This is a genomic window from Streptomyces sp. NPDC107538 (assembly GCF_055657445.1).
On sequence record NZ_JBVKAY010000008.1, the window covers coordinates 404360 to 429005 of the forward strand.

Genomic DNA, 24646 nt, shown 5'->3' on the forward strand with positions numbered 1-24646 from the left:
TTCGCGCGGGGCCCGGTGGGGCTGCCCGTCAGGCCTCGCGGACCGGGAGCCGGCGGTGACCGTTGGAGATGAACGACTCCACGTACCCCAACTCCCCCTCCTCGACGGCCAGTTCGAGTGACGGGAACCGCTCGAAGAGTGCCGGGAGGGCGATCCGGGCCTCCATGCGGCCGAGCGGGGCGCCCAGGCAGAAGTGGACGCCGTGCCCGAAGGCCAGATGCTCCTTGTCGGCGCGGGTGACGTCGAAGACGTCGGCGTCCTTCCCGTGCCGCTCGGGGTCGCGCCCGGCGGCGGCGTACGCGGCCAGGATCGGCTCGCCCCGGCCGATCACCACGCCCGCCGGGCCGCCGAACTCGGCGAGGTCCAGGTCCTCCACGGCGTAACGCAGCGGCAGGCTCGCCACCGGCGCCTCGGTCCGCAGCGTCTCCTCGATCACGTCGTCCCAGCCCGCGCGGCCCTCCCGGACATGGGCGAGCTGCTCGGGGTGGGTCAGCAGGGCGTGGACGGCCTGGTCGAGGAGGTTGACGGTGGTCTCGTGCCCGGCGCTGATCATCAGCACCAGGGTGTCGATCAGCTCCTGCTCGCTGAGCCGCGTCTCGTCCTCGTCACGGGCGGAGATCAGCCCGGAGGTGAGGTCGTCGCCGGGCGACTCCCGCTTGGCGGCGACGAGTTCGGCCAGCACGGCCTGCAACCGACCGAATGCGGCGGTCATCTCCCCGGGGTCGGCGGAGGTGTCGAAGATCTTGTCCACCAACTCCCGCAGTTCCAGGCCCCGTTCCTCGGGCAGCCCGAACAGGTCGGTGATCACCTGGATCGGCAGCGGGTAACAGAGCTCCTCCCGCAGGTCGACCGCCTCTCCTCGCCGCAGGCCCTCCTCGACCCGGTCGAGCAGCCCCTTGGTGATCTCCTCGATCCGGGGCCGGAGGGCGTTCGTACGGCGCGAGGTGAACGCCTTGGCGACCAGGGTGCGCAGCCGTTTGTGGTCACCGCCGTACGCGGTGAACATGTTCTGCACGGCGACCCAGGTGAACAAAGGCCACTCCGGGGTGATCTCACCGGCGGCGAACCTGGGCCAGTGCTGCCGGGCGTCCTTGGACACCCGGGGATCGGTGAGCAGGCGCTTGAGCAGTTCGGGGCTGCTGACGGCCCAGGCCTCGACGGTGGGCGGCCCCGGCAGCACGACCCGGGTCGCCGGACCCGCCTCGCGGATCCGGGCGGCCTCACCGTGGATGTCACGGCCGGTCGCGTCAATCACCAAGGGGGTGGGGTTGCCCATCGGGCCCTCCTGCGGTCGAAAACAGTCCAACGACACAACGTGCGAGGCCGGTCACGCTACGACCCCGTAGCGTCGCCGGGCGAGATCACGTGGTGCCCGCTGCGTACGACGGCAACTTCCGTGCGCGTACTCGCAAGTCGGGTTCCGGGGCGGCTCCTAGGATCGGGCCCACCCCCCATGAAATGCCGGTGAGTGCCATGACTGTCAGCAGGGCCCCGCGCTGGATGTGTTCCTACAGCCCCGAAGTTCGCACCGTGCCGGCCGGGCGGTGGTGGAACGCCGTACGGGTGCCGGTCGCCCTCGGCACCCTCGTTCTGGAGTCCCTCGGAAGCGCGACGGGCGCCGTCATCAAGGACGGCTACGGCGGCATCATGTACTGGCTCGTGCTCCCGGGCGACGCGTCCGAGTGGCGACTGCCCGACGTCCAGGTCCTCGGCCGCGGCAGCCATGTCGCCGTCCCGCCCCTGCGCCGTACGGCGGGCCCCGGCCTCTACTGGCGCGTCCCGCTCACCCACGACACGTACTGGACCGACACGGCACGCCTCCACACGGCTCTGACGGCCGCAGTCCCCACGCCCTGAAGGGGCGCGGGGAACTGCACGAGCAACCACGACGAACCGGTACTCGCCGAACAACCGCGACTACCCGATCTCCACGGCGTGTTTCTCGGCCCGCTTCTCCCCCCGCTTCGCGGAGCGTGACCGCTTGACCCGGGGTTCCTGATCCGGCAGCCAGCCGAAGGCCAGCGTGCTGCCCACCGCCCCCATCAGCAGGCCCACGACGAACCCACCGATGTTGGACGTGAGCCAGGTGCCCAGCGAGAGCATGATCCCGAGGATGGAGTAGAACAGGCGCTGGGTGGGGTTGAAGAGGATCAGCAACCCGCACAGGATCATCAGCGAGGGCAGCAGATAACCCGCCAGCCCCTGCATTCCGATCTTGAGGATGACCGGCAGCGGCGCCTTCATGGTGAGCAGGATCTCCGCGCCGCCCAGCACCAGCAACAGACCACCGGCGAACGGCCGGTGACCCCTCCATTCCCGGAAGTCGCTCACTAGTCGCAGCCCTCGCTCTTGAAGCTCATGTGCAGGTCGGGGAGCTTGAAGACGGCCGCGGTGGCGGCGTAGTTGTGCTGGTACAGATCGGTGATGGTGACCGAGTCGGCCTGCTGGCCGTAGACACCGGGCATGCCCTTCTGGTCCACCTTGTCGAACGTGCTGGAGTCACGGCCGATCTCGATGTTGTTGAACGAGGCGTCACCCGAGATGTCGTCGGAGTCGATCGCCAGGTTCTTCACGCTGACCGGCGTGCCCTTGTTGCCGGCCGTGAGGATCAGCTGGATGCCGCCGAGGTCGACGCTCTGGCAGAGGTTCGTGAGCTTGCCGTTCTTCACGACCGAGGTCACGACCAGCACCTGACCGCCGGTGTCACCCTCGTTGGGGCTGTTCTCGATCATGTGGTCCAACGAGCCGTACTGGGCGAAACCCTCACCGTCGAGCTTGTCGGCGGTGACCACGAACGGCATGCCGGAGATGGCGAACTGGACGCCCAGCGCGCCCTGAGCGGTGAGGATCATGAGACCCGCGGCGACGGCCGTGGCCGGCACCGCCATCACGGCGGCGCGCTTGAGGCGGACCCGCCCGCGTCTTCCGGACGCTTCGGGACCCTCGGGTCTTTCGTTGGTGGACGCCGCGGCGTCCGAGGACGAGGCCATGTGTGCTCCCTGGACTTCCAAGTCATTGCGATGAAGCTTCGACGGCACGTTGTCCTGGCGCGGACAGCGGTTGCGGCGCACACCTGAGCGCACCTCCCGTGGGTGCAAGGGCTTGCTTGTTACGCCGCAGTAGCCATTCGCGAAGTTACCGGTGGTTACTTTCAAGGGTCAAGACGCTTGTGGCAAAAGGATGTTGGTTGTGCCGCCTCTGTGAAAGCTGAACATCTCTCACCTTTGGTTTTGTCGTCCAGGGCCACTGTTTCCAGCCGAAACGCGCCGGGCCACCGATTGTCAACTTCCTTACAACGCCTTGACGTTGGCTCATTTTCAGGTCTACAACTCTCCCGGGTTTCACCCTCGGATCCGTGGCGCCGGATCCGACGCGCAGCGCATGCCACCGTCCCGAACACCCCGTCGCAGACGAGGGTGTGGGTGGCGCCACCTGAACGCGCTGCGCGGCCCAGCACAGCACCACCCCTGACCGCGGTGCCGGGCACGGTCGCCTTCCCCTCCACTGGGCCGTGTCCCATCCCCGGCTGTCGCAGTCGCTGTCGATCCGTCACGTACGGAGAAGGCGTGTCACGGATCGACAGCGGCCGTAGGGCGCCGTGCGGCATCGCCGCGTTCCCCCGCGCGAACGGTGTCCACTCGCGCGCCCGCACCGCAGCCCGCGCTTCGCGAGGGCTGTCACCCGCACCTGCCGAGGGCCGCCACCGGCGTCCCTCACTTCATGAGAAGAGGCACCCCATGCGTACGCGATCCCTCCTTGCCCTCGCCGCCGGCACCGCCGCCCTGATGGTGTCCGCCATCAGCCCCGCCTCCGCCGCCGACACCGTGCTCACCACAGGCGGCCTCGCCGGTGACGCGGTCGCCGTCGGCGACGTCCTCAGCGCCTCGCTGGCGTCCGGCACCGCCGGCACGTTCCGCTCCAGCGCGACCGGCACGAGCGGTCTCTCCTGTGCCGAGTCGACCTTCACCGCGACCGTCACCGACAACCCGGCCGCGCCCGGCACGGCCACCGAGTCCGTGGACGCCCACACCTTCGGCAGCTGCACCAGCAACGTCCTCGGTGTCCTCGGCGTCAACAGCATCACGGTCAACAACCTGCCCTACACCACGACCGTCACCTCGGGCGGCGCCCTCACGGTCACCCCGGCGGCGGGCTCGGTCATCCAGACCACCGTCGTGCTGCGCACCTTGTTGGGCACCATCAACTGCGTCTACCAGGCGCCGAGCATCACCGGCACGTCCGACAACACCGACAACAGCATCAACTTCACCGCCCAGCCGTTCACCAGGACGTCGGGCTCGTCCCTGTGCTTCGCCACCGGCTACTTCACCGCGAAGTACGCGCCCGTCACGGACACCAACCAGGGCGGCGCGACGGTCTACACCAACTGACCTTCGACTGACCTCGACTCGCCCCTGAATCGGGTCGGTTACCGGTCCGGCGGCCGGTAACCGACCTCCAACCCTTCGACCGGCGGTCGACGCGGTCAGCTGTCGGTACGCGAGCGGCGTCCCCGTCCGCGCAGGTAGAGGGCGGCGCCCGCGGCGAGCACCAACGCCGTGGCGCCACCCGCCACCAGCGGTACGGAGACGCCGCTCGCGTCCGTGGTGGAGGCGACGGGGCTCCCGGGGTCGGCCACCCCGTCCCCTCCGCCACCGGAACCGTCTGTGCCGGCCGCCGGTGTCTTCGTGGACCGCGTCGGCGTGGCGTCGGCGGGCTCGGACGTCTCCGCGGCCGGCGTCTCCGCCGCGCTCTCCTCGCCCCCGGCGGGCGTCTTCGCCGAACTCCCCTCGTCCTTCCCGGAGTCGGCCTGCTTCGCCTTCGGGAACACCACGTCCGAGCACGAGTAGTACGTGTCGACCGTGCTCGTGTTCTGCCAGATCGTGTACAGCACATGGTGCCCCGACCGGTCCGCCGGCAGCTTCGCCGAGAACGCGTACGACCCGTTCCGCAGCGGCGGGTCGGTGACCGAGGCGAACGGCTTCTCGGGCAGATCGGACCATGTCAGCGGTTTCGTGGGGTCGTACCCCGGCTTCGTCAGGAACAGCTTGAAGGTCCCGGTGTGCGGGATCGTCGAGCGGTACGTCAGCTCCAGCGTGCCGCCGGGGGAGAGGCGGGTCGAGGGCCAGTCGGCGCGGGCCAGGTCGAGCCCCTTGTAGGGCGCGAGCCCGCCGCTGCACAGCTGCCCGTCCGGGACGACCTCCCGGTCCCGCCCGTTCACGCCGGCGATCCGCATGTTGTCCCACGCGGTGAAGGGCCCGCCGTTCGCGGCGATCGCCGCCCGGCACGCCGCCGACCCCTGGCTCCCGCCCTCCGGCGAGCACGCCGAGACCCGGCTCACCGGATCCGTCGGCGCACCGTGCGCCCAGGCCGGGGCGACGGCTCCCGCGGTGAGCAGCAGAGGGGCCACGACGGTCGCGGCGGCGGCCGTGACCACGGTGCGGTGGCCGGGAGCGTGACGGCGGCCGGCGCGGCAGCCGTCGCAGCCGTCGATGCGGCAGCCGTCGGTGTGGCGGGCGGACAAGCGGTACATCCGGTACGTCCGATCCATGGGGGTCGAGGGCTGAGAGGGCTGACGGGTCCACCGTGTCGTACGGGACCCATGGGTGCCGTGTTCAACGGCGCGGCCTTGTTCGACCGGTCGGATCCGGCCATGCGTGGTGCGCCGGCAAAGCCTCGGCAAACCCGGCGAAGCGGCACATCAGGACCCGACTCCCGGGCGGCATAGGGGAGTTCCCCGGGGGTCGAGGGTTTTCCCCGTATCCCCATGACCTGGGCTTTGCCTAATGTCATCGCACAGCCGAACCATAGGTAACCCCTGGTGGCACGGCTCGCGCTTGGCCGGTCTCTGCGCCAACCCTTTCTGGACCCCCCGCCGCTTCGATGAAGAAGCGTTTCACTGCCGCTCCTCCCCTGACATGAGCAGGCCACGAAAGGCGAAGCCCTTGCGTACTTCCCCCTCTCGTACCGCAGGACGGAAGCTCATATCCGTCGCCGCGGTCTCCGTCGCCCTGGTGGCCGGCATGACCTCCTCGGTCGCCGTCGCCCAGACCCCGTCCGCGAAGGCCGACGCCGCCCCCGCCGTGGCCGGTGCCACCGAGGCCGCGCCCGGCACCGTCGCCGAGCGCCTGATCGTCGGCTACAAGTCCGGTGCCGCCGAGGCCACGTCGAACAAGGCCGCCGACGCCGACGCCGCCGCCAAGGGCGAGGAGGCCGGCGAGAGCCTCGACTTCCAGCGCCGCCTCGGCAGCGGTGCCGCCCTGGTCGACCTGGGCGAGGACCTCACCAAGACGGACGTCGCCGACGTCATCTCCGAGTACCAGGCCGACCCGCAGGTCGCCTATGTCGTCCCGGACCGCCTGAACAAGGCGCAGGCCACCCCGAACGACACCGAGTACACCAAGCAGTGGGACCTCTACGAGTCCACCGCGGGCATGAACCTGCCGGGTGCCTGGGACAAGACCACCGGCACCGGAGTGACGGTCGCCGTCATCGACACCGGTTACGTCGCCCACTCGGACCTCGCCGCGAACATCGTCGGCGGCTACGACTTCATCGCCGACACCACCGTCGCCAACGACGGCAACGGCCGTGACAGCAACCCGGCCGACCCGGGCGACTGGACCGCCGCCAACGAGTGCGCCGCGGGCGACCCGGCCAGCACCTCCTCCTGGCACGGCACCCACGTCGCCGGCACCATCGCCGCCGTCACCAACAACAGCAAGGGTGTCGCCGGTATCGCCTACGGCGCCAAGGTCTCCCCGCTGCGGGTCCTCGGCAAGTGCGGCGGCTACGACTCCGACATCATCGACGCCATCACCTGGGCGTCCGGCGGCACCGTCTCCGGTGTCCCCGCCAACACCAACGTCGCCAAGGTCATCAACATGAGCCTCGGCGGGGGCGGCGCCTGCACCTCCGCGACCCAGACCGCGATCAACGCCGCCGTGAACCGCGGCACCACGGTCGTCGTCGCGGCGGGCAACAGCAACGCCAACGCGGCCAACTACTCGCCCGCCAGCTGCAACAACGTGATCTCGGTGGCGGCCACCAACCGCGCCGGCGCCCGCTCGTACTACTCCAACTTCGGCTCGGTCGTCGACATCGCGGCCCCCGGCGGCGAGACCCGCACCACCGAGTCCGGCGGCATCCTCTCCACGCTGAACGCGGGCGCCTCGACCCCCGGCAGCGAGTCGTACGACTACTACCAGGGCACCAGCATGGCCGCCCCGCACATCGCGGGCCTCGCCGCGCTGCTGAAGTCGGCGAGCTCCGCGCTCACCCCGGCCCAGATCGAGTCCGCGATCAAGACCAACTCGCGTGCTCTGCCCGGTGCCTGCTCGGGCGGCTGCGGCGCCGGCCTGGCCGACGCGGCCAAGACGGTGCAGGCGGTGACCGGTGGCGGTTCCACGGGGGGCACCACCTTCACCAACACCACGGCCGTCTCCATCCCGGACAACGGCGCGGCGATCGAGTCCTCGATCTCCGTCACCGGCCGCACCGGCAACGCGCCCTCGGCCCTCCAGGTCGGCGTGGACATCACCCACACCTACCGCGGTGACCTGGTCCTGACCCTGGTGGCCCCGGACGGCTCGACCTACCCGCTGAAGGCCTCCAGCTCGGACTCCGCGGACAACCTGGTCACCACCTACTCGGTGAACGCCTCCAGCGAGGTCGCCAACGGCACCTGGAAGCTGCGGGTCCAGGACGTCGCGGCCTCCGACACCGGCCGCCTGAACAACTGGAAGCTCACCTTCTGAGGCTCGGGCCGCGAGGCCTGAACCCCACCGAACAGTCCGGCTGAACGGCCGGACCGACGGACCGCCACCCCCCACTGCCGGCGGCCGACCGATGCGAGCGGGCATCGGTCGGCCGCCGGCGCATGTCTGGCACATAGGAACGAGCGCGTCGGCGGGCGTTAGCGTATGCGTATGGCGACAGAGAAGTTCGAGGGAACCGGCCCGGCCCGGAGCCGGACCGCAGGACCGGGCGAGACGGCAGGGGAGTTCGGCGCGGCTCCGGTCATGGCGGTCTGCCCCCGCTGTGGGGCCTCGGGGCCGGTGGTGCGCTCGGTCCCCGACGCGTGTGCCGCCCCCGACTCCCCGGGCTCCGGTCTCTCCGACCGGCTGGCGAAGGCGCCGGGTGCGGAGTCGAGGTTCGACAGCGTGATGCACTTCCTGGAGGGCATGGTCCTGACCGGTGTCTGCGCGGGCCTTGCCCAGCACGGCGTCCAGGAGGACAAACCCCTCTTCACGATCGGCGGTTCGGTCCTCGCCGTCCTCCTCTTCTTCGGCACCCTCTGGGTGATCCGCGGCGAGGCCCGCGAACGCGCCGTCGTCACGTCCGGCCGGCCCCGCGCCGAAGCCCTGTGGAACCCCGCCCACCACTGCGCCTCCTGCGACTCCGTGTTCTACCCGAGCGGCAGCCCCTGGTCCGGCCCGCTGACGACGGACCAGTTCAGGAAGTACGTGTGGACGGAGGCCGGCTTCCACGAGCAACTCGACGAGAAGGCGAAGCAGGCCGAACTCCTGCCCCGCACAGGAGCCCACGGCCATGCCTGACACCCCCGCACCCGCCCCGGCCCCGGTCATCCGCAGCGACGACCCGGCCTCCTTCCCGCACAGCGTCCTCGCCGAACGGCACCCCGCGCTCATCCGCAAGGTGCGGGACGCCACCCCCTACGGCCCCGAACAGCGCCGCGCCCTGGACGAGTTGCTGCACAACAGCACCGAGGGCGTGCTCGCCCCGCCGGCCGACGACGACTGGTGGGACATCTGGAACGTACGCCGCTACACCGGCCGCTCCTGGTTCTCCCTCCCCTTCCTCGCCGCCGAGAGCTGCTTCTACCGCCAACTCCTGCGCGCCGTCGGCTACTTCGGCCCCGGCCCCTGGCAGGGCGTCGACCCGTTCCGCCCCTTCAAGCTCGCCGAACTGGACACCCCCGAGGCCGCCGCCGAACTCACCGCGCTCGGCCCCCTGTCGGAACAGCCCCTCCCGGACCAGCTCGACGCCCTGCTCCACGGCTCCCTCTGGGGCAACCGGGCCGACCTCGGCTTCCGCCTCCAGACGGCCGGGGACGACGACACCGCCGAGTCCTCCCAACTGGTCGCGGACGACACCGAGTCGCTGCTGTCCCTCCTGACCGGCGCGCCCACCGCCTCCGCCGACCGCACCCTCTGCCTGGTCGCCGACAACGCGGGCCGCGAACTGATCCCCGACCTCCTCCTCATCGACCACCTCCTCGCCCACGGCCACTTCGGCCGCGCCGTCCTGCATCTGAAGCCGTACCCGTACTTCGTCTCGGACGCCACCACCGCCGACACCCTCGACGCGGTCGGGCACCTGGTGACCGCGAAGACCGACGCCGGCACCCGCCTCCGCACCGCCCTCACCGAAGGCCGCCTGGTCCTCCGCGCCCACCCCTTCTCCTGCGCGCCCCTGCCGTACGCGGACATGCCCGCCGACCTGCGCGCGGACTTCGCCTCGGCCGACCTGACGCTCATGAAGGGCGACCTCAACTACCGCCGCCTCGTCGGCGACCGCCTCTGGCCCCCCACCACCCCCTTCCCCGAGGCCACCGCCTACTTCCCCACCCCGGTCACCGCCCTCCGCACCCTCAAGTCCGACGTCATCACCGGCCTGACCCCGCAGACGGAATCCGCGCTCGTGGAGGCGGAGGGACAGACGTGGCGCACGAGCGGGACGAGGGCGCTGATCCAGGTGGGGGGAGCACCGTCCCTTTGACGGGGAAAACTCCTCGGATTCACGCGATGGTGTGATCATGTGCCCCCGTCCGGATGTTCGCCGAGGGCCGCGGGTAGGGCCCGGCCATGACGCAGCCGTTCGCACTCCCGCACTTCTATCTGCCGTATCCCGCACGGCTGAACCCCCACCTCGAAGAGGCGCGGGCCCACTCCGCCGAGTGGGCCCGGGAGATGGGCATGCTGGAGGGGTCCGGCGTCTGGGACCGGGCCGACCTGGACGCGCACGACTACGGCCTGCTGTGTGCGTACACCCACCCCGACTGCGACGGCCCGGCACTCTCGCTCATCACCGACTGGTACGTGTGGGTGTTCTTCTTCGACGACCACTTCCTGGAGCTGTTCAAACGGACCCAGGACCGCCCCGGCGGCAAGGCTCACCTCGACCGGCTCCCCCTCTTCATGCCCCTGGACCTCGCCACCCCCGTACCGGAGCCGCGGAACCCGGTGGAGGCGGGCCTCGCCGACCTCTGGGCGCGGACGGTCCCGGCGATGTCGATGGACTGGCGCCGCCGTTTCGCCGTGGCCACCGAGCATCTGCTCAACGAGTCGATGTGGGAGCTGTCCAACATCAACGAGGGCCGGATCGCCAACCCGGTCGAGTACATCGAGATGCGCCGCAAGGTCGGCGGCGCGCCCTGGTCGGCCGGTCTCGTCGAGTACGCGACCGCCGAAGTCCCGGAGTCCGTCGCGGAGTCGAGGCCGCTGCGCGTGCTGATGGAGACGTTCTCCGACGCCGTGCATCTGCGTAACGACCTGTTCTCCTACCAGCGGGAGGTCGAGGAGGAGGGCGAGAACAGCAACGGCGTGCTCGTGCTGGAGCACTTCTTCGGCTGCGGCACCCAGCAGGCCGCCGAGACCGTCAACGACATCCTCACCTCCCGGCTGCACCAGTTCGAGAACACCGCCCTCACCGAAGTTCCCGGCCTCGCCCTGGAGAAGGGCCTCACCCCCGGCGAGATCGCCGCCGTCGCGGCGTACACCAAGGGTCTCCAGGACTGGCAGTCCGGCGGCCACGAATGGCACATGCGGTCCAGCCGCTACATGAACGAGGGGGCCACCGCCACGCGCGGCCCGCTCGACCTCGGCGGCGCGGTCCTCTCCGGTCCCGCGTTTCTCGCCCAGGCCGGTTTCGGGACGTCCGCCACCGACGTCGGGGCGCTGCTCGCGACAGCCGCGGCGGAGCGGCTCCGCGCCCACACCCATGTGCCGTACCAGAAGGTCGGACCGTCCCGACTACCTGATTTCTACCTGCCGTTCGAGGTGGAGCTGTGCCCGCACCTGGACGGCGCCCGCCCCCGCCTCACCGCCTGGATGCACGAGATGGGCATGCTGAGCGAGGGCGTCTGGGACGAGGAGCGGCTCGCCGCCGCCGACCTCCCGCTCTGCGCCGCCGGCCTCGACCCGGACGCCACGGCCGAGGAACTCGACCTCAGCTCCGGCTGGCTGGCCTGGGGCACCTACGGCGACGACTACTACCCCCTCGTCTTCGGCCATCGCCGCGACCTCGCCGCCGCCCGCCTGACCACGGCCCGGCTCTCCGACTGCATGCCCGTCGACGGAGAGCCGGCCCCCGTCCCGGTCAACGGCATGGAACGGGGCCTCATCGACCTCTGGTCCCGGACGACGTTGGCGATGACCCCCGACGAGCGGCGCGGGCTGAAGGCGTCCGTCGACAAGATGACGGAGAGCTGGGTGTGGGAGGTGTTCAACCAGATCCAGAACCGCGTCCCCGACCCGGTCGACTATCTGGAGATGCGGCGCGCCACCTTCGGCTCCGACATGACCCTCAGCCTGTGCCGCATGGGCCACGGCCCGCAGATCCCGCCGGAGGTCTACCGCAGCGGCCCCGTCCGCTCCCTGGAGAACGCGGCGATCGACTACGGGTGGCTCATCAACGACGTCTTCTCGTACCAGAAGGAGATCGAGTACGAGGGCGAGGTGCACAACGCGATCCTCGTCGTGCAGAACTTCTTCGGCTGCGACTACCCGAAGGCGCTCGGCGTCGTCCACGATCTGATGACCCAGCGGATGCGGCAGTTCGAGCATGTCGTCGCCCATGAACTCCCCGTCGTCTACGACGACTTCGGGCTGTCGAAGGAGGCGCGCGCCATCATGGACGGTTATGTGGACGATCTGCGGAACTGGCTGGCCGGCATCCTCAACTGGCACCGGCAAGTGGACCGTTACAAGCCCGAGTTCCTGGCCCGCCGGGCCCACGGCTTCGTCCCGGACCGCCCGCCGGTACGGCCGTTCGCCCCGGCTCGCACCGGCTGAGTCATGGGCGGCCGGCTCACACCGGCTGAGGTGCCGCCGCCCGGGTCGCGTGCTCGACCGCGGCCCGGGCGAAGGCCCGTACGACCGGGTGCGGACGGCTGCCGTCGCCGGCCAGCTCCGGCTGGAAGAGCGTCGCCAGGAAGAAGGGATGGCCGGGCAGTTCGGCGATCCGCACCTGGCCGTCCTCGTCGTGCCCGGAGAACCGCAGCCCGTGCGCGCCCAGGGTGTCGAGGTGCCGGGTCGCGCCGTACGCGCAGAAGTACCGCTCGACCGACCGCTCGGTGTTCATCACGGACTGCGCGAGCGACCCGGGCTCGACGACGACCGCCGCCTCGTGCCCGACCAGGGAACAGGCGAGCGGTTCGATGAGGAAGTCCTCGGCGCCGGGGTCGTTCTCGGCGTGTGCGACCCGGGTGAGCCCGCACACGTTCCGGGCGAACTCCAGCAGCGCGTGCTGGAAGCCGCCGCAGGTGCCCAGGTACGGGATGCCCTCCTCGCGCGCGGTCCGGATCGCGGAGAGCACCCCCGCCTCGCTGCGGTACGGGCAGCCCGGCACTACCCACACCGCGTCGAAGCCCCGTACGGCTGCCGGGTCGGCGGCGGCGTCCTCGGAGGGGACCCAGTACGCGTCGAGGACCAGCCGGTCCCGCCCGGCGAGGGCGTCGAGGAGGAGCGGGATCCGGCTGTGCGAGACGACATCGGGCGAGCGGTCGCCGACGAGCGCGAGCCGGGCGGCCGGGGCCGTACGGGAGGAGGCGGGCTGAGCCGCGTGGTGGGTCATGACCGTCATCCTGGGCGGCGCCCCGACTTCACGTCCAACGATGATTTCTGCACCCCCGATAAGCATCACTGATGCACCGCCGGACGATCACCGGCCGAACCGCGCCCGCCCCAGTGCGCGATCCTGTCCGCCATGGATCCGCATCTCCTGCGTACGTACGTCACCGTGGCCCGCCTCGCCTCCTTCTCCGAGGCCGCGCGGGTGCTGGGCTACACCCAGTCCGCGGTGTCCCAGCACATCGCCGCGCTGGAACAGGACCTGGGCGCACCGCTGCTGACCCGGCGCCCCGTCGTCCCCACGGCCGCGGGCGAGCGGCTCCTCGAACATGCCGGACCCCTGCTGCTGCGGCTCGACGCGGCCCGCGCCGACGTCGTACGGATGGCCGCCGCGCCCGAGCACGGACTGACGCTCGCGGCGACCCCGACGGCACTCGGCCCCCGTACGCTCGCCGCGCTGCCCGCCGCCGGGGTCACGCTGCGGACCCTCGCCCGCGACGAGATCCCGGCGGCCGTCGCCACGGGCGGCGCGGATCTCGGCCTGGTCGACGGACTCGCCGCCCCCAGCGACCCCCTCCGGCTCCCCGACGTGGCACCCCTGACCACCCGGGGCGTCGGCGAGGAACCCGTCTGCGTACTCCTGCCCGCCGGTCACCCCCTCGCCCGCCGCCCCGGGCTCCGCCTCGCCGACCTCGCCGACGCCCGCTGGCTCGACGCCCCCGGCGTGGGCCTCCCCCTGGACCGGCTCCGCACCACGAGCGGCACCGGCGGCGTCCGCACCGCCCTCCGCTACGAGGGCACCGACCTGCGCACGCTCACCACCCTCGCCGCCGCCGGACACGGCCTGACCGTCCTGCCCCACGGCTTCGCCGCCGACGTCCCCGGCGCGGTCGCCGTCCCCCTCGTCGCACCACGCCTGGTGCACCGTACGGAGCTGGTGTACGGCGGAACGCCCCGGGGAGCGGCGGCGGCCCTGGTGCGGGAGCTGACCGAGCCGCGGCCGGTCCCGAACCCGATGTGACGGGGTGTCAGTCTCACTCTTTCGTGGCTCGTCGTGCCGTGCCGCCCCGGGTAGGTCCCCGGCCGGAGGTGGCGAGACCATGGAACAGACCGTGTTGAGGCCCAAGCCCATGCCGGGCCGGGAGTCCGGTGACGGCCGCCCGTCCGGCACCGCCCGGCGCCCGCACGCCGCGCCCCGCCGTGCCCGGCAGCGGCTGATCACCCTGCTGTTCGCCCTGGTCGTCTGCGCCCTCCTCGTCCTGTCGGGCGTCGGCCTCGGCACGATGGGCGCCACGGTGATCGGCATGAGCCGGCTCGCGGAGCTGCGGGGGAGCGCGCCGGATGCGGCGCCGGGGGTGTCCGCCCGGCCGGGCGGGCTGCCCAAGTCGGCACCGGGGGCGGGGAGTTCGGTCCCGACACCCACCGGCGCGCTCACCCGCCTCACCCTCGGCGTCGAAGTCGTCGACGCCCCCGGAGACCGCGCGGGCGGTACTGACACCGGAGGCGGAGGCGCCCGCGTCGTAGGTGTCCACGTCCCCGGCCCCGGCTACAGCGCGGGCCTGGTCCGGGGTGACACCGTCCTCGCCCTGGGCGGCACCCGGACCGGATCGGCGGCCGACCTGGCGCGGGCCGTCGCCGCCGCCCGGCCCGGCGTGGCGGTGCGCCTCCTGGTGCGGCACGCGACCGGCACCCGCCGGCACCTGGTCGCCGTACCCGGAGTCGTCACCTGAGCCGTCACCTGAGCCGTCGGGCCCGAACCCCCTACACGGCCACCCGGAAATGGCTGGTCAGCCGCCCCTCGTCGTCCAGCACATGGAACGCCAGTCCGGGCGGCGCCTCCCGGTCCGCGACCGCGTCGCCCTCCCAGGGCAGCCGCAGCGTCCAGGTGACCCCGGGGCCGACGACCAGCGGGCGCCCGGCGAACGTCGTCGCGGCGGGCGTGTGGGCGTGCCCGGTGATGATCCCCGCGATCTCCGGCCGGCGCTCCAGCAGCCGGGCGAGCTTCGACGGCTGGCCCAACCGGTAGGCGTCCGGCAGGGGGTGGTGGAGGGCCACCGGCGGGTGGTGGAAGGCGAGCAGGACCTGCCGGTCCCCGTCGAGACCGTCGAGGGTCTCCTCGATCCAGGCGTACGTCTGCGCGTCCAACTCGCCCTCGTCCCGGCCCGGCACGCTGGAGTCGCACATCAGCACGGCCGCGTCCGCGAAGACATGGACGGCGTTCACCGGCCCGTCGGCGGGCGGTTCCCCGAGCAGCGCCTTGCGGTAGGGCGCCCGGCTGTCGTGGTTGCCCGGGCAGGTGAGCACCGGGAAGGGGGCCCCGCCCTCCCGCAGCCCCAGCAGCCGCGCCGCCTCCTCGTACTCGGCCTCCGTGCCGTGGTCCGCGATGTCCCCGGTCACCAGCAGCGCGTCCACCCGCCCCGGCAGCCCCCACAGCAGATCCCGCACCCGCTCCGCCCGGCGGGTCGCCCGGTCGCTCCCGTCCAGATGCAGATCACTGATGTGCGCGAGTACGAGCATCGTCGTACGCCTCCTCGGGGCCTCGCCTAATGGAACACTCGAATACAAGCATTAGTTCTAATGGCTGGGCAACTCCCAAGCGTTAGGCGCAGCCCGCGCGGGGGGCACGGGGGCGCGGCGAAACGCATTGGCCGTACCCGGCGCCCGGCGGGCACGATGGCGGCATGCTGAGCACCCTTCTCGCCTTCCTCGGCGCCTGCACCCTGATCGCCGCCGCACCCGGCCCCAGCACGGTCCTGATCATCAAGGAGTCCCTGCGCAGCAGGCGTTCCGGCTTCCTGACCGTGCTCGGCAACGAGACCGGTGTTTTCATCTGGGGCCTCGTCGCCGCGTGCGGCCTGACCGCGCTGCTGGCCGCGTCCGAGCTGGCGTACGACGTCATGCGCATCGTCGGTGCGATCGTCCTCGTCGTCTTCGGCGTCCAGACCCTGTGGCAGGCGCGGCGCGGCAAGGGGGAGCCGGAGAGCGTGGGGGAGGCGGCCGCGAAGAGCGGCTGGGCGTCCTACCGGGGCGGGCTGCTGCTCAACCTCGCCAACCCCAAGGCCGCGATCTTCGCGATGTCCTTCCTGCCCCAGTTCGTTCCTCAAGGTGCGCCCCATCTGCCCACCATGGTCGGCCTCGCCGCGCTCTGGGCGGTCTTCGAGATCGGCTACTACGGCCTCTACGTCTGGTTCGTCGGCCGGATGAAGCACGTACTGTCCCGCGCGGGCGTGCGCCGGCGCCTGGAGCAGGTCTCCGGCGGTGTACTCCTGCTCCTCGGCGCTCGGCTCGCACTGGAGAGCTAGGGGGTGTTGCGACGCCGTGGTCGTGTCAATCGGCTCGCGTGGGCCGCTGCGGAGGGGCAGGATGCTGCCCGTGGCCCTGTGGTGGCAGGGGACTCCGAGCAGACGGAGGCATGGATGACCGGCACGCCCAGCGACGGGCCCGCGCCCGCCCCGACCGAGGTCCCGCCCGCGCCCTTCACCGCCGACGACTACCGGGCCCGGATGCGGCGCGTGGCCCGCGCCGCCGCGGAGGCCGGGCTCGACGGGCTGCTGGTGGCGCCCGGCCCCGACCTGGTGTGGCTGACGGGCCACCGCCCGCCGGAGACCGAGCGGCTGACGATGCTGGTGCTGCGCGACGGCGAGGACCCGGTGCTGGTGGTCCCCACCCTGGAGGCCCCGGACGCCGCCGGGGCACCCGGCGGCCCCGCGCTCACCCTCCGCGACTGGACCGACGGCAAGGACCCGTACGAGGCGGCCGTCTCCGTCCTCGGCCCGCGCGGCCGCTTCGGCGTCAGCGACAACACCTGGGCCCTGCACCTGCTCGGCCTGCAACGACGGCTGCCGGACACGGCGTACGTCGCGCTCACCGAGACGCTGCCCATGCTCCGGGCGGTGAAGGACGCCGCCGAGCTGGAACGGATGGCGGCGGCGGGCGCGGCGGCCGACCGGGCGTACGAGGAGATCCGGCGGGTGCCGTTCGCGGGGCGCCGGGAGACCGACGTCGCCGCCGATCTCGCCGCGCTGCTGCGCCGGTTCGGGCACTCCCAGGTGGACTTCACGATCGTCGCGTCGGGCCCGAACGGCGCCAATCCGCACCACGAGGCCGGCGACCGGGTCATCGGCCACGGCGACATGGTCGTCCTCGACTTCGGCGGACTCAAGGACGGCTACGGCTCCGACACCTCCCGCACGGTCCACGTCGGCGAACCGGCCGCCGAGGAACGCGCGGTGCACGACCTCGTACGGGCCGCCCAGGAGGCCGGGTTCCGCGCGGTACGGCCGGGCGCGGCCTGCCAGGACATCGACCGGGCCGCCCGCGCGGTGATCACCGAGGCCGGGTACGGCGACCGGTTCATCCATCGCACCGGGCACGGCATCGGTGTCACCACCCATGAACCGCCGTACATGATCGAGGGGGAGGAGCGGCCCCTCGTGCCCGGGATGTGCTTCTCGGTCGAACCCGGCGTCTATCTGCCGGGCCGGTTCGGCGTACGCATCGAGGACATCGTGACGGTGACCGAGGACGGCGGCCGGCGCCTCAACAACACACCGCGTGAGCTGGCGGTGGTCGAGTGACCGTTCCCGTACCCCCGCTCCTTCCGCTCCCCTGACCCCCCGGACGACGGCGCGACCATGACCCAGGCACCGACACCCACCGCGGACAGCGTCCGCCGGCTGGTCCGTACCCTGCTGAAGAACGGGGAGGCCCGGCCCGGCGGCAAGGGCGGCGGCGGCCCCGACGTACGGCCCGTCGCCGGGGACGCCACGCACGGCTCCTGGTGGGTCGGCACCCGCCATGTGCTGCGTCTGGCGACCGACCGGCACGCCGTCGGGCGGCAGCGGCGCGAGCTGCGGCTGCGGGACCTGGTCCGTCCGCACGTCGGTGTCGCGGTTCCGGTGAGCGTCGCGCACGGCGAGTGGTCCGGGGGCCTCACCTACACGCTCGACACGCGGCTGCCGGGCGGGACGGCGGAGGACCACGACGTGTCCGCGGTGGGCGAGGCCGATCTCGCGGCGCTGCTCACGGGGCTGCGCGAGGTGCCGCCCCGGCAGGCCGAGACGCTCGGGGTGCCGCGGCTCGCCCCGCGCTCGCTGGAGGCGCTGCGGGCGGCGGCGGGGCGGGCGGCGCGGCTGCTCGCCGAGGCCGACGAGTTCGACGCGGGACGGCTCGGGCAGCTGACCTCCGCGAACGCGGCGCAGCTGATGGCGCCGGGGGCGGTGCTGGTGCACCACGGGCTGACCGGGGACCGCCTCGTGCTGAGCGCGGACGGCCGGGTGCGGGGGGTGCTCGACTGGGGCGACGCGGCGATCGGTGATCCCGCCGAGGACATCGCGGGCCTCGCCACGGCCGTGGGTTCCCCGGCCGCCGTCCGCGCGGCGACCCTCGCGGGGTACGGGGCCCGGCCCTGTCTGCGCGGGCTGTGGCTGGCCCGCTGCGACACGGTGATCGCTCTCGCGGAGGGGGTGCGGGGGCGGGCCGGTGCCCCGCTCCCCGTCCTCCGCCACCGGGTGCGCCGCACGTGGGAGCCGATCCTGCTGGAGAGGGTGACGGATCTGCGGGGTGAGGACTGAGGAGGGGCGCCTCATGGCTCGGGGGTGCGCGTAGTAGGGCGACTGCGGGCCGTGTGTGGCTGGTCGCGCAGTTCCCCGCGCCCCTGACGGGCCTGCGGCCCCGTCATCTCGCGGGCGTCTCACGCCACCGTCAGTACCACACACGACTCCCCGCCCAGCGTCAGTACCCCGTCCGCCCCTGGGGCCTCCACCGGGTCCCAGGCGGCCAGGATCCTCGCGTGCGGTACTCCGACCGGGATCGTGGCTGTCTCCTTGGACAGGTTCACCGCGACGCGGACGTCGCCTCGGCGGAAGCCGAACCAGCGGGTGTCCTCGTCGTAGGCGACCTTGACGTCGGAGAGGTCGGGGTCGGAGAGGTCGGGGAAGGTGCGGCGGAGGGCGATGAGGGTGCGGTACCAGGCCAGCATCCGGGCGTGCGGCTCCCGCGCCGGCTCGGACCAGTCGAGGCAGGAGCGGTCCCGGGTCGCGGGGTCCTGCGGGTCGGGGACGTCCTCCTCGGCCCACCCGTGCGACGCGAACTCCCGCCGCCGCCCCCGCCGTACGGCCTCCGCCAGCTCCGGATCGGTGTGGTCGGTGAAGAACTGCCAGGGCGTGGACGCCGCCCACTCCTCGCCCATGAAGAGCATCGGGGTGAAGGGCCCGGCGAGCATCAGTGTGGCCGCGCAGGCCAGCAGCCCGGGGGAGAGGGTCGCGGCGAGCCGGTCGCCCTGGGCGCGGTTGCCGATCTGGTCGTGGGTCTGGGTGTAGCCCACCAGCCGGTGCGCGGAGACGCTCGTACGGTCCAGGGGGCGCCCGTGGCGGCGCTCCCGGAAGGACGAGTACGTGCCGTCGTGGAAGTAGCCGCCGGTCAGGGTCTTCGCCAGACCCGCCAGCCCGGCCCGCGCGAAGTCCTCGTAGTAGCCGTGGGACTCGCCGGTCAGCGTGGTGTGCAGGGTGTGGTGGAAGTCGTCGTTCCACTGGGCGTGCAGGCCCAGACCGCCCTGGGCGCGCGGGGTGACCAGGCGCGGGTCGTTGAGGTCCGACTCGGCGATCAGGAACAGCGGCCGGTCCACCTCCTCGGCGAGCGAGTCGACCGCCGTCGACAGCTCCTCCAGGAAGTGCAGCGCGCGGGTGTCCTTGAGCGCGTGCACCGCGTCCAGCCGCAGCCCGTCGAGGCGGTAGTCCCGCAGCCAGGCGAGCGCGCTGCCGAGGAAGTACGCCCGCACCCCGTCCGAGCCGGGCGCGTCCAGATTGACCGCCGCGCCCCACGGCGTGTGGTGCCGCTCGGTGAAGTACGGGCCGAACACGGGCAGGTAGTTGCCGGACGGACCCAGATGGTTGTGCACGACGTCGAGCACGACCCCGAGGCCCAGCCCGTGCGCCGCGTCCACGAACCGCTTCAGCGCCTCGGGACCGCCGTACGGCTCGTGCACGGCCCAGAGGGAGACCCCTTCGTAGCCCCAGCCGTGCGTCCCCGGGAACGGGCACAGCGGCATCAACTCCACGTGGGTGATGCCCAGTTCGACGAGATGGCCGAGGCGTTCGGCCGCCGCGTCCAGGGTGCCCTCGGGGGTGTACGTGCCCACGTGCAGCTCGTACAGCACCGCGCCCGGCAGCCCGCGCCCCGGCCACTCGGCCCGCCACGGGTACCGCCCGTGGTCGACGACCGCGCTCGGCCCGTCGGGGCCGTCCGGCTGGCGGCGCGAGCGCGGATCGGGCCGAACCGGGCCGTCGTCGACGGCGAAGCCGTAGCGCGTGCCGTCCGACGCCTCCGCCTCCACGGTCCACCACCCCGGCCGCTCCGGATCGCGCTCCATGGCGTGCACGGCGCCCTCGCGATGGAGAGCCAAACGGTCGGCCTGCGGTGCCCACACCTCGAACTGCACGGAACGCTTCTCCCTCGGCTGCCGGTGGTGGTCCTGGGTAGTCAGGGGTCGAGCGACCTCGTGCCACCCGGCCGCTCGTGTCCATCGTGCGGCAAACGAGATCGCCGCGTGCTCGGATCGCCGCTTTTGCCCGCACGCGTCGCATCGCCCGGCGGCCGTGTTCGGGCATGTTCCGGCATGTCCGGGGATGGTCACCGTTCACGGCCTGTCTGGACACCTCATGTCCTGCTGACCGACAATCACACGCGTGACGTCGTCCTTCGAGTTCCACACATACCCCGCGCGGCTGTCGGACGCCGAGCGCGACCGCGCGCTGAGGGTGCTCCGTGACGGCGTCGCGCTGGGCCGCCTGTCGCACGACACGTTCATCCGACGGATGGAGCTGGCCCTCACCGCCCGCCGCTCCGACGAACTCGCCGCGCTCACCGCCGACCTGCCCGCCGAGAAGCGCTGGTCCCGGCTGGTGCTCGGCACCGTCGGCGCGGTCTCCGGCTTCGGTGTGAAGCTCCGCCGGGCCTGGCAGGCCGAGCGGCTCCCCAAGCTGCAGCTGCCGCACCCGGCGAGCGGCCACGCCCTGCGCATCGGCCGGGACCCCGGCAGCGGACTGCGGCTCAGCCACGAGACGGTCTCCCGGGTGCACGCAGAGCTGAGCCGGCAGGGCGGCCTGTGGATCCTGCGCGACCTCGGCTCCACCAACGGCACCACCGTCAACGGCCGTCGGGTGATCGGCGCGGCCGTCGTCCGCGACGGCGATCAGGTGAGTTTCGGCCGGATGAACTTCCGGCTCTCCTCGGAATGACCTTCCGACCGATCCCACGGCAAAGCTCTGGCCTGGGATTTACGCAGCGAGTTCGTCAACTTCCCTTCCGTTCCAGGGTGTTGACGTGTGTTCTCGGCCATGACTGACTGTGTGTACACCATGCACACCAGGTGAGTCGACGGCGCCACATTCGTGGAGGTGTGTGCCCTGCCGCCACTCCTCCGCTATCCCACCGTGGACGAGTTGTCCGCCCGCGCCGCGGCCCTGGTCGCCCGGCATCCGCACCGCTCCCGACTGCGCCGCGTGGGCACCTCACGGGCGGGCACCCCGATGTGGCTGCTCTCCGTCGGGCACGGCTCCCGTCACACCCTGATCGTCGCCGGCCCGCACGCCAACGAACCCGTGGGCGGCGCTACCGTCCTCCGGCTCGCCGAACGGGCCCTGGCCGACCCCCGGTTGAGCGACGCCGCCGACGTCACCTGGAACCTGCTGCTGAGCCTCGACCCCGACGGCTCCCGCCGCAACGAGGGCTGGCTGTCCGGCCCGTACACCCTCGGCCACCACTTCCGGCACTTCTTCCGCCCCGGCTTCCTGGAGCAGCCCGAGTGGCTGCCCGACGGCGCCGCCGGGGCCGCCCTGCCGGAGACCCGCGCCCTGCTCGACCTCCAGGACGAACTGCGGCCCCTGTTCCAGTGCTCGCTGCACGGCGTCGACGTCGGCGGCGGCTTCGTCGAGCTGACCCGTGAACTGCCAGGCCTCGCCGAACGCGTCGCCCACACCGCCGCCCGCCTCGGCATCCCGCGTGAACTGAGCCCGTACGACACCCTGTACTGGCCCCGCCTCGGCCCCGCCGTCTACCGCATCCCGCCGCCGCGCCGGGGCGACCTGGCCGCCGCCATGACCGAGGCCGCCGTCGAGTCCACCTGGTACCACCCGCACCGCCACGGCACGCTCACCGCCGTCGTCGAGGCACCCATGTGGGGCGTGACCGCCGTCGAGGACGCCTCCCCGTCGCCCGACGCCGACGCCGTACTGCGCCGCGTCAGCCACACCCTGCGCCGCGACACCCGGCTCCTGGCGGACCTCCTCGCCCGGGTCCGGCCCTCGGTGAGCGGCGGCCCGGACGCCGCCCGGCTCCTCGCCCCGGTCGACGACTACGCACTGGTCGGGCCGGGCCTCGCCGACTCCTGGGACCCCGACGTCCACGACCGCGCCGCCCGGCCGCTGCCCCCGCTCGACACCGCCCGGCTCACCAGCCTCGCCCTCTCCGGCCGCCGCGTCGCCCTGCGCACCGCCGGACTGCTGCACCAGCTGGTCATCCGGTCCGGACACGACCCGGCCGGCGCGCTGCCCGAGCTGGACCGGCTCATCGACGAGTGGTGCGCCGAGTACCGCGACGGCTACGGGGCGCGGTGGATCCCCGTCGCCCGCCAGGCCGAGTACCAGACCCGGGTGGTCCTCGCCGCCTTCGCACTGACGGCCGGGCGCCCGCACACCTCGCCGCGGGAACCCTGCCCGGACGGCCGCGCCGACTCCCGTTCGGGTGAGCCGGGATGGAGTTCCGAGCCCGCCGTGCCGATGCACCGGGAATGACCGACCCCACCCGCGCGGCCCGCGCCGCCCTCCTCGCCGCCCTCGCCCTCCTCACCGTCGGCGCCTCGGCCCCCGACCGTACGACCGCCGTCCAGGGCGACTGGCTCTACGTCTCCCTCACCCGAGTCGACGCCCAGGCCCCCGGCGCCGCCGCCGACCCCCGCACCTCCGACACCCGGGGCACCCTCCTCCTCTGCGACCCACCCCAGGGCCACGGCCGCGCCACCGAGGCCTGCGCCGAACTCCGCCGCACCGAAGGCGACATCACCCGCATCCCCCACCGCGACGCCATCTGCACCGAGATCTACGCCCCGGTCCGAGCCACCGCCGAAGGCCAGTGGAACGGCCGCCAGGTCGCCTACGAGCAGACGTTCGCGAACGCGTGCGTGATGTCGGCCAGAACAGGAGCGGTGTTCGCCCTGTCGAGTTAGGGCCTGTCGTTTGGATCACGCCTGGGGCGCGGGGCGTGGCACGCACATCTGCGGCGTTGTCGTCGGTTGCCAACGCTCCGCGTTGACGCCCTCCTCCGCCTTGCAGCTGCACGCACCACGCCCCGCTCACCGGCAGCCATCAGGCGCCGCCGCCCGAAGCCGGCGTGATCCAAACGACAGGCCCTAGGGGCCGACAGCGTGCCCCAAAGGGGCGCGGGGAACTGCGCGACCAGCCACGACGGCGCAGCGGTCGCCCAACCACACAACGAGGCACCCCAGTAGGCGCACTCAGCCGACAACCCCCAGCGCACAATCCGCCGCCGCCACCACCGTCCGCACCTGATGCTCGACCTGATCCCCCACCGGCACCCACCGAGCCCGAAACCGCTCACCGAAAGACTCACACCACTCGGCGACCAGCTCTTCCAACAGGCCCGCCCCCGGCACATCCGCATCCACCAGGGCCCGCCGCAACATCGCGGCGGCCCGCAACGGCAGCCGCCGCCCGAACGCGTCCACACTCCCCACATACGCCGCCGACAGATCCGGCGGCGGCCCGTCCGTCCAGTCCCGCGCCAGCCCCGGCACCAGCGTCAGCGCCCACCGGGCCGCCCGCAGCAACGGCCCGTCGGGCCCCGGCAGCCGGGGCAGCGCCTCGGCGAGCACCTGCTCCACCCGGCCCGCGTCCGTGACGAGCCGCCGTGCCAGATACCGCAGGGCCGCCGCGGGCGCCGGGTGCGGGGCCGTGTCGTCCACCAGGTCGCTCGCCCACATCGGCACCTCGACGACCGCCGTCAGACCGCCGTACCGGTGGGCGTGGTACCAGGTGCTGTGCCGCGCGTCGTCCGGCATGCTCGGGTACGCCACCTGGGCGCCCGGCCGGGGCATCACGAACACCCCGGGCCCCGACACCGGCCAGCCCGCGGCGTCGGACGCGCCCCGCTCCACCGGGATGCCCAGCTCCGCCGCGGACTTGGCGAACGGCTCGGCGAGCCCCGGCACGTCCCTGGTCAACTGCACCCAGCTGCCGCCGAGATCCGTGCCGTGCAGCGTCACCTGGAGGTAGGGCCGCAGCTCGTCCAGCACCCCGATCAGGGCGTGCGTCTCGGGCGGCAGCCGGTCGGGCGGCAGCACCGACGGCGACCACTCCGGCTGCTCGGGACCGGCCGGCCGGAAGAACCCCAGGTGGTAGTCGAGGAGCGTGCGCGGCGCGGGAGCCGTGTGCAGGCTCGCACCGTCCGGGTCCGCGCAGAGCACGAAGTGCCAGGAGACACCGGACCGCAACTCCCGTTGCCGCAGAACCCGTTCGGCCAGGGCGAGCACCGTGGAGCCGCCGGTCGGCTCGTTGGCGTGCGCGCCCGCGACGACCAGCACGGCGCGTCTCGCATGGCCCACGGACAGCAGCCGCAGCGGCCGGCCGGCACGCGAGAGGCCGATGCTCCGCAGAGCGCACAGGCCCGGCCGACGGACCGTCAGGGTTCTCGCGGCCGACTCCAGTTCAGCCACCGTGGGATAACCGAGCTCCGACAGCAGACCCACCCCCGTCCCGTCCGCCTGGCACCGGAGTCCGCGCGCCCGGCCTGGCCGAGCGGAGGACGTACCCAGTGTCCGT

At 72.6% G+C, this 24646-nt stretch carries 22 protein-coding genes; 14 read left to right on the forward strand and 8 right to left on the reverse strand.

Annotated elements, in window-relative coordinates; translation table 11 throughout:
• Positions 1 to 28: 28 nt before the first annotated feature.
• Entirely contained in the window at positions 29 to 1276 is a 1248-nt protein-coding gene (locus ACZ7MG_RS28735) for a cytochrome P450 family protein (RefSeq protein ID WP_471384291.1), read from the reverse strand.
• A gap of 197 nt (positions 1277 to 1473) precedes the next feature.
• Between ACZ7MG_RS28735 and ACZ7MG_RS28740 the strand changes: the two genes are divergently transcribed.
• Positions 1474 to 1857 (forward strand): hypothetical protein, encoded by a 384-nt coding sequence (locus ACZ7MG_RS28740; protein ID WP_471384288.1) that lies wholly within the window; start codon positions 1474 to 1476, stop codon positions 1855 to 1857.
• A 60-nt stretch (positions 1858 to 1917) separates the two neighbouring features.
• Here ACZ7MG_RS28740 and ACZ7MG_RS28745 read toward each other — a convergent pair whose 3' ends face one another.
• Together ACZ7MG_RS28745 and ACZ7MG_RS28750 are read right to left on the reverse strand one after the other, a co-directional pair.
• Positions 1918 to 2331, reverse strand: a complete 414-nt coding sequence (locus ACZ7MG_RS28745; RefSeq protein ID WP_471384286.1) for a DUF6114 domain-containing protein — start codon at positions 2329 to 2331, stop codon at positions 1918 to 1920.
• On the reverse strand, positions 2331 to 2990 hold the full coding sequence (locus ACZ7MG_RS28750) for a DUF6230 family protein (RefSeq protein ID WP_471384284.1): 660 nt from the start codon (positions 2988 to 2990) through the stop codon (positions 2331 to 2333). The genes ACZ7MG_RS28745 and ACZ7MG_RS28750 overlap by 1 nt, the downstream gene beginning before the upstream one ends.
• A gap of 747 nt (positions 2991 to 3737) precedes the next feature.
• On the opposite strand from ACZ7MG_RS28750, the gene ACZ7MG_RS28755 reads away from it, so the two are divergent.
• Positions 3738 to 4391, forward strand: a complete 654-nt coding sequence (locus tag ACZ7MG_RS28755) for a Tat pathway signal sequence domain protein (protein WP_471384281.1) — start codon at positions 3738 to 3740, stop codon at positions 4389 to 4391.
• Between the two features lie 95 nt (positions 4392 to 4486).
• Here ACZ7MG_RS28755 and ACZ7MG_RS28760 read toward each other — a convergent pair whose 3' ends face one another.
• Positions 4487 to 5551 (reverse strand): lytic polysaccharide monooxygenase auxiliary activity family 9 protein, encoded by a 1065-nt coding sequence (locus ACZ7MG_RS28760; protein WP_471384280.1) that lies wholly within the window; start codon positions 5549 to 5551, stop codon positions 4487 to 4489.
• A gap of 394 nt (positions 5552 to 5945) precedes the next feature.
• Between ACZ7MG_RS28760 and ACZ7MG_RS28765 the strand changes: the two genes are divergently transcribed.
• The 4 genes from ACZ7MG_RS28765 (at position 5946) to cyc2 (ending at position 12035) form a co-directional block, all read left to right on the forward strand.
• Positions 5946 to 7757: a S8 family peptidase gene (locus ACZ7MG_RS28765; RefSeq protein ID WP_471384277.1), complete on the forward strand. Its 1812-nt coding sequence runs from the start codon at positions 5946 to 5948 to the stop codon at positions 7755 to 7757.
• Positions 7758 to 7928: 171 nt separating this feature from the next.
• The gene (locus tag ACZ7MG_RS28770) at positions 7929 to 8558 is read left to right on the forward strand and encodes a hypothetical protein (RefSeq protein WP_471384275.1); all 630 of its coding nucleotides are present in this window, start codon (positions 7929 to 7931) and stop codon (positions 8556 to 8558) included.
• Entirely contained in the window at positions 8551 to 9741 is a 1191-nt protein-coding gene (locus ACZ7MG_RS28775) for a damage-control phosphatase ARMT1 family protein (RefSeq protein ID WP_471384273.1), read from the forward strand. The genes ACZ7MG_RS28770 and ACZ7MG_RS28775 overlap by 8 nt, the downstream gene beginning before the upstream one ends.
• 86 nt (positions 9742 to 9827) lie before the next feature.
• Entirely contained in the window at positions 9828 to 12035 is a 2208-nt protein-coding gene (cyc2, locus tag ACZ7MG_RS28780) for a germacradienol/geosmin synthase Cyc2 (RefSeq protein ID WP_471384271.1), read from the forward strand.
• A gap of 16 nt (positions 12036 to 12051) precedes the next feature.
• On the opposite strand, the gene ACZ7MG_RS28785 is transcribed toward cyc2, so the two are convergent.
• Positions 12052 to 12816 (reverse strand): CTP synthase C-terminal region-related (seleno)protein, encoded by a 765-nt coding sequence (locus tag ACZ7MG_RS28785; RefSeq protein ID WP_471384268.1) that lies wholly within the window; start codon positions 12814 to 12816, stop codon positions 12052 to 12054.
• 132 nt (positions 12817 to 12948) lie between these two features.
• On the opposite strand from ACZ7MG_RS28785, the gene ACZ7MG_RS28790 reads away from it, so the two are divergent.
• Together ACZ7MG_RS28790 and ACZ7MG_RS28795 are read left to right on the forward strand one after the other, a co-directional pair.
• A complete protein-coding gene (locus ACZ7MG_RS28790; protein WP_471384265.1) occupies positions 12949 to 13833 on the forward strand; it encodes a LysR family transcriptional regulator in 885 nt (294 codons plus the stop codon).
• Between the two features lie 79 nt (positions 13834 to 13912).
• Positions 13913 to 14542 (forward strand): PDZ domain-containing protein, encoded by a 630-nt coding sequence (locus ACZ7MG_RS28795; protein WP_471384262.1) that lies wholly within the window; start codon positions 13913 to 13915, stop codon positions 14540 to 14542.
• 31 nt (positions 14543 to 14573) lie between these two features.
• Here the strand turns inward: ACZ7MG_RS28795 and ACZ7MG_RS28800 are convergent, their stop codons facing one another.
• Positions 14574 to 15329 carry a phosphodiesterase gene (locus ACZ7MG_RS28800; RefSeq protein WP_471384260.1) on the reverse strand — a complete coding sequence of 252 codons (756 nt, stop codon included), beginning with the start codon at positions 15327 to 15329 and terminating at the stop codon, positions 14574 to 14576.
• Positions 15330 to 15493: 164 nt separating this feature from the next.
• Here ACZ7MG_RS28800 and ACZ7MG_RS28805 point away from each other — a divergent pair, with 164 nt between their 5' ends.
• From ACZ7MG_RS28805 to ACZ7MG_RS28815, 3 genes are all read left to right on the forward strand, one after another.
• Positions 15494 to 16114 carry a LysE family translocator gene (locus ACZ7MG_RS28805; protein ID WP_471384257.1) on the forward strand — a complete coding sequence of 207 codons (621 nt, stop codon included), beginning with the start codon at positions 15494 to 15496 and terminating at the stop codon, positions 16112 to 16114.
• Between the two features lie 114 nt (positions 16115 to 16228).
• Positions 16229 to 17389 (forward strand): M24 family metallopeptidase, encoded by a 1161-nt coding sequence (locus ACZ7MG_RS28810; RefSeq protein WP_471384255.1) that lies wholly within the window; start codon positions 16229 to 16231, stop codon positions 17387 to 17389.
• 57 nt (positions 17390 to 17446) lie between these two features.
• Positions 17447 to 18385, forward strand: coding sequence for an aminoglycoside phosphotransferase family protein (locus ACZ7MG_RS28815; RefSeq protein ID WP_471384252.1), 939 nt, complete (start codon positions 17447 to 17449; stop codon positions 18383 to 18385).
• A gap of 119 nt (positions 18386 to 18504) precedes the next feature.
• Here the strand turns inward: ACZ7MG_RS28815 and treZ are convergent, their stop codons facing one another.
• Positions 18505 to 20250, reverse strand: coding sequence for a malto-oligosyltrehalose trehalohydrolase (gene treZ, locus ACZ7MG_RS28820; RefSeq protein ID WP_471384249.1), 1746 nt, complete (start codon positions 20248 to 20250; stop codon positions 18505 to 18507).
• A 247-nt stretch (positions 20251 to 20497) separates the two neighbouring features.
• Between treZ and ACZ7MG_RS28825 the strand changes: the two genes are divergently transcribed.
• The 3 genes from ACZ7MG_RS28825 (at position 20498) to ACZ7MG_RS28835 (ending at position 23034) form a co-directional block, all read left to right on the forward strand.
• Positions 20498 to 21049 (forward strand): DUF1707 and FHA domain-containing protein, encoded by a 552-nt coding sequence (locus ACZ7MG_RS28825; protein WP_336538260.1) that lies wholly within the window; start codon positions 20498 to 20500, stop codon positions 21047 to 21049.
• Positions 21050 to 21244: 195 nt separating this feature from the next.
• Complete coding sequence (locus ACZ7MG_RS28830) at positions 21245 to 22603, forward strand: M14 family zinc carboxypeptidase (RefSeq protein WP_471384246.1); 1359 nt, start codon at positions 21245 to 21247, stop codon at positions 22601 to 22603.
• Positions 22600 to 23034, forward strand: a complete 435-nt coding sequence (locus tag ACZ7MG_RS28835) for an SSI family serine proteinase inhibitor (RefSeq protein ID WP_471384244.1) — start codon at positions 22600 to 22602, stop codon at positions 23032 to 23034. The genes ACZ7MG_RS28830 and ACZ7MG_RS28835 overlap by 4 nt, the downstream gene beginning before the upstream one ends.
• 288 nt (positions 23035 to 23322) lie before the next feature.
• Here ACZ7MG_RS28835 and ACZ7MG_RS28840 read toward each other — a convergent pair whose 3' ends face one another.
• Positions 23323 to 24573, reverse strand: coding sequence for a M14 family zinc carboxypeptidase (locus ACZ7MG_RS28840; RefSeq protein ID WP_471384242.1), 1251 nt, complete (start codon positions 24571 to 24573; stop codon positions 23323 to 23325).
• Positions 24574 to 24646 lie beyond the last annotated feature (73 nt).

Coding starts and splice junctions, on each gene's coding strand:
- ACZ7MG_RS28735 (WP_471384291.1), bottom strand. CDS start 1,276: ATGGGCAACCCCACCCCCTTGGTGATTGACGCGACCGGCCGTGACATC.
- ACZ7MG_RS28740 (WP_471384288.1), top strand. CDS start 1,474: ATGACTGTCAGCAGGGCCCCGCGCTGGATGTGTTCCTACAGCCCCGAA.
- ACZ7MG_RS28750 (WP_471384284.1), bottom strand. CDS start 2,990: ATGGCCTCGTCCTCGGACGCCGCGGCGTCCACCAACGAAAGACCCGAG.
- ACZ7MG_RS28755 (WP_471384281.1), top strand. CDS start 3,738: ATGCGTACGCGATCCCTCCTTGCCCTCGCCGCCGGCACCGCCGCCCTG.
- ACZ7MG_RS28760 (WP_471384280.1), bottom strand. CDS start 5,551: ATGGATCGGACGTACCGGATGTACCGCTTGTCCGCCCGCCACACCGAC.
- ACZ7MG_RS28770 (WP_471384275.1), top strand. CDS start 7,929: ATGGCGACAGAGAAGTTCGAGGGAACCGGCCCGGCCCGGAGCCGGACC.
- ACZ7MG_RS28775 (WP_471384273.1), top strand. CDS start 8,551: ATGCCTGACACCCCCGCACCCGCCCCGGCCCCGGTCATCCGCAGCGAC.
- cyc2 (WP_471384271.1), top strand. CDS start 9,828: ATGACGCAGCCGTTCGCACTCCCGCACTTCTATCTGCCGTATCCCGCA.
- ACZ7MG_RS28785 (WP_471384268.1), bottom strand. CDS start 12,816: ATGACCCACCACGCGGCTCAGCCCGCCTCCTCCCGTACGGCCCCGGCC.
- ACZ7MG_RS28790 (WP_471384265.1), top strand. CDS start 12,949: ATGGATCCGCATCTCCTGCGTACGTACGTCACCGTGGCCCGCCTCGCC.
- ACZ7MG_RS28795 (WP_471384262.1), top strand. CDS start 13,913: ATGGAACAGACCGTGTTGAGGCCCAAGCCCATGCCGGGCCGGGAGTCC.
- ACZ7MG_RS28800 (WP_471384260.1), bottom strand. CDS start 15,329: ATGCTCGTACTCGCGCACATCAGTGATCTGCATCTGGACGGGAGCGAC.
- ACZ7MG_RS28805 (WP_471384257.1), top strand. CDS start 15,494: ATGCTGAGCACCCTTCTCGCCTTCCTCGGCGCCTGCACCCTGATCGCC.
- ACZ7MG_RS28810 (WP_471384255.1), top strand. CDS start 16,229: ATGACCGGCACGCCCAGCGACGGGCCCGCGCCCGCCCCGACCGAGGTC.
- ACZ7MG_RS28815 (WP_471384252.1), top strand. CDS start 17,447: ATGACCCAGGCACCGACACCCACCGCGGACAGCGTCCGCCGGCTGGTC.
- ACZ7MG_RS28835 (WP_471384244.1), top strand. CDS start 22,600: ATGACCGACCCCACCCGCGCGGCCCGCGCCGCCCTCCTCGCCGCCCTC.